Here is a 3,913-nt window from a genome sequence, read left to right as displayed (position 1 = left end):
CCAAGGAAGTGATCATGAACCTGGTAACCGCCTGGACGACGCTGAAGGAATCCGACTCCTCGGATCTCGTCCTCTGCATCGACTTCACCGGAACCGGCCGCGCCGAGGCCGGCTTTACCGAGCTGGTCGCCCGCATGGACATCGATGCGACCTTCTGGCACGTCGAGCCTCCCGGCGTGGCGCCGGGCTCGGGCATCGACGGGCCGCAGTACCTGGCCTCGTGGCTGGAGCCGGTCACCGCGAGCGGCAAGACCGTGCGCGCGGTCATGGGCTACTGCGTCGGCGCCGTCTACGCAGGAGAGCTCACCGACCGGCTCGCCGGCACGCAGGAGCGGCCACCCGCGCTCATCCTGTTCGACCCGGAGCCCACCAGCCTGGCGAACGTCTACTTCCAGTTCGGCAAGGTCTTCGAGATCCTCTCGTCGATCCTGAGCCCGCAGGACGTCGCCGTGACCCAGGAGGCCAGGGACCGCCTGCTCCACCAGGAGGGCGTCACGATCGAGAGCTACGCCGAGCAGCTCTACGCCACCTTCAGCCAGGTCGCGCACAACGCGTTCGCGCGCGCCGGGCTCGACATGGAGTACGCCGAGGAGATGCTCGGCACCTTCAGCGCCTTCCTGTCCTTCATGAGCCTGGCCGACCAGTACGACCCGTGGGACTCCTGGCGGCGCGCGGTGGTGGTGAGCTCCTCCTCCCCGATCAACGGGCTGAAGAAGGCGCGGGCCTCCGGCCTCGAGCCGCAGGTGGCCGAGGAGCTCGAGTTCGAGAAGCCCCACGCGGACCTGTTCAGGTCCGAGGAGATCGCCCGGGCCGTGACCAAGGTACTGGAGAGATGACCATGGAACAGATGCTGGGCACCCGCGCCACCCGCAAGGAGCAGGCGTTGTGGATGCTCGAGGAACTCGTCCCGGGCACCGGGGTGAACAACCTCAGCGTCGCCTTCAGGGTGGCCGGCCGGCTGAGCCGTACCCGTTTCCTGGAGGCGGTCGGCCACCTGCTGCACCGCCACGAGATCCTCAGGACGGTCTTCCGCATCGAGGCCCAGGGCATGATGCGGCAGGTCGTCCCGATCGGGGAGATCGACCTGTCCCTGGAGGTGGGCGATTCGAGGCCGTGGTTGACGGCCTTCCTCGCCCGTCCCTTCCAGCCCGAGGGCGAGCTGCTGGTGCGTGCCGCCGTCGTGGAGGAGCCGGACGGCGAGCTCTACTGCCTGGCCATCCATCACGCGATCTTCGACGGGCTGTCGGCGGCGCTGCTGCTGAACGAGCTGGTGGCGCTCTACGACGGCCTGGCCGCCGCGGTCGCACCCGCCCCCGCGGTCCTGCCCGCGTGGGAGGAGCCGCCCGCCGACGCGCGCAGCGCGGAGTACTGGCGCGCCAAGCTGGCCGGGTTCCGTGCCGCCGAGCTGGACCTGTGGTGTGAGAAGCCGGAGGCCTCGCAGACCACGCTCGTGGGCGACATCGTCAACTGGGAGCTGACTCCCGCCGCCGCGGCGGCGGCCAGGAAGATGCAGCGTGAGCTGCGCGCTCCGGAGTCGGTGGTGCTCATGGCCGCCTACGGGGTGCTGCTGGCCGCCCACGGCGCGGGCCCCGACCTCACGATGGGCTCGCCCGTCAGCGTCCGCACCCCCGAGGCGGGCATGGCCATCGGCTACCACATCAACGTCCTCACCCTGCGTACGCAGATCGACTGGGCGGAGAGTTTCCGCACCTACACGCGCCAGACCAGGCGCACGTTCATGGAGGCGATGGCGCACGCCGACTACCCCGTGGACGAGCTGCTGGAGCTGGTCGCGCGTGAGGGCTGGCGCAACAACCTGTTCCGCCACACCTTCAACTACATCCCGGCCGACCTCGGCGGCGAGTTCGCCCTGGACGGCATGCGCGCGGAACCGGTCGTGGTCGAGAACGGCGCCAGCAAGTTCGACCTGGAGTTCTTCGTCACCGCCACGCCGGAATCGATCAAGATCAGGGCGGCCTTCTGCGTCGACGTGCTCGACCGTGCCGACGTGGAGCTGCTCCTGGCCCGCTACGACGACATGCTCGTCACGCTCGCGGAGCACCCTGACCGGCCGCTCGGCGAGACCTCGGTCTGGTGCTACCAGGACCGGGCGGCCATCGAGATGGCCAACGCCACCGAGCGTTCCGTCACCCCGGCGACGGTGCTGGAGATGATCGCCGGCCGCGTGTCCCGCGCACCGGAAGAGGACGTCGTGGCGGTCCTGGACGGCGACCGCGCCATCGGGCTGCGGCGGTTGTGGGCGGCGGCCGAGGCCACCCGCGACCGGCTCGCGGCGGCGGGGGTCGGCACCGGCGACGTCGTGGCGCTCCTGGCGCGGCGCGGTCCCGAGCTGGCCGCGGCGGTGATCGGCGTATGGCTGGCGGGAGCGGCCTACCTGCCGCTCGAACCCGACCACCCGGAGCAGCGCCTCGACTACCAGCTCGACGACTCCGGCGCGGCGGTGGTGCTGGCCGGGGAGGGCATCGTCGTTCCCGGCGAACGGACCGTCCTGCCGCTCGTGCCTGTCGACTCGGTGCGGCCGGTGACCGGCAAGGTGGCCGCAGCCTTCGCCATCACGCCCTCCGACTGCGCCTACCTGATCTACACCAGCGGCTCGACCGGCCTGCCCAAGGGCACGCTGATCGACCACCACAGCCTCGCCAACCTGGTGGCCCACTTCGCGCGCCAGCTCGCCGCCGGCCCGGACGACACCGTGTTGTGGCTGACCACCTTCAGCTTCGACATCTCCGCCCTGGAGCTGTTCCTGCCTCTCACGGCCGGAGCCAGGCTGGCCGTGGCGCCCGACGACGCCCGGACCCAGGGCGAGCCGCTCGCCGAGGCGCTGCAGCGGTACGACGTGTCCATCGTCCAGGCCACGCCGACCACCTGGCGGCTGGTGATCGACCAGGTCGCGCCCCTGCTGGCGGGCCGCCGCGTGTTGTGCGGCGGCGAGCCGATGCCGGACGTGCTGGCCCGCAGGCTCACGACGACCGGGTGCGAGCTCTACAACGTGTACGGCCCGACGGAGACGACCATCTGGTCCACGGCGGGCCGGATCGACCCCGCCCACGTCCGCGTGGACGTGGGCGTGCCGATCGCGAACACCAAGGTGTACGTGGCCGACCCCAGCGGCCGCCCGCTGCCGATCGGGACGCGTGGCGAGTTGTGCATCTCCGGCGACGGGCTGGCCATCGGCTACCACAGGCGCCCGGAACTGACCTCCGAGCGGTTCGGCACGCACGCCTGGTACGGCCGCTTCTACCGCACCGGCGACCTGGCCCAGTGGACGCTCGACGGCCGCCTGGAGATCCTCGGCAGGCTCGACCGCCAGATCAAGCTGCGCGGCAACCGCATCGAACTGGCCGAGGTCGAGGGCGCGCTGCTGACCCACCCGGACGTGCGGGCGGCGGCGGTGGTGGTCGTCGGGGACCCCAGCGCCGACGCCGTGTTATGGGCGTTCGTCGTGGCGCCTGACAACCCGGAGGTGACCTCGCAGCTGTGGGAGCACGCCAGCTCCTCCCTGCCCTTCGCGGCCACACCGCAGGAGTACGTCACCCTCGACTCCTTCCCGATGACCGGCAACGACAAGGTCGACTACCCGGCGCTGCGCCGGCTGGCGACCGAGCTGCGCAGCGTCGCGGTGGGCGCGACGCAGGAACTGACCGACAGCAGCGGCGACGAGCTCGTCGACACGCTGGTGGGGCTCTGGAAGGCCATGCTCAGCCGCGGCGACCTGGGGCCTGACAGCCACTTCTTCGCCATGGGCGGCCACTCGTTGCTGGCCGTTCAGCTGCTCCAGGAGATCAAGCGGGCCACGCAGATCAGGCTCAAGCTCAAGGACGTCTTCGAAGAGCCGACGCCCGCGGGTCTGGCCCGCAGGCTGCGCGCGGCCGGCTGAATCCGTCAGACACGA

Annotated in this window: 2 protein-coding genes; both read left to right on the top strand. The window is 70.9% G+C overall.

All coding sequences use genetic code 11. The features are described 5' to 3' along the window. Positions 1-14 precede the first annotated feature (14 nt). Entirely contained in the window at positions 15-836 is an 822-nt protein-coding gene (locus HNR30_RS25565) for a hypothetical protein (RefSeq protein WP_181612559.1), read from the top strand. Positions 837-838: 2 nt separating this feature from the next. Further along, a complete protein-coding gene (locus HNR30_RS25560) occupies positions 839-3,898 on the top strand; it encodes a non-ribosomal peptide synthetase (RefSeq protein ID WP_181612558.1) in 3,060 nt (1,019 codons plus the stop codon). Positions 3,899-3,913 lie beyond the last annotated feature (15 nt).

It is taken from the genome of Nonomuraea soli (assembly GCF_013761175.1).
GTDB lineage: Bacteria > Actinomycetota > Actinomycetes > Streptosporangiales > Streptosporangiaceae > Nonomuraea > Nonomuraea soli.
The sequence above is the reverse complement of the archived record's forward strand: the minus strand, read 5'-3'. Positions and strand labels throughout refer to the sequence as shown.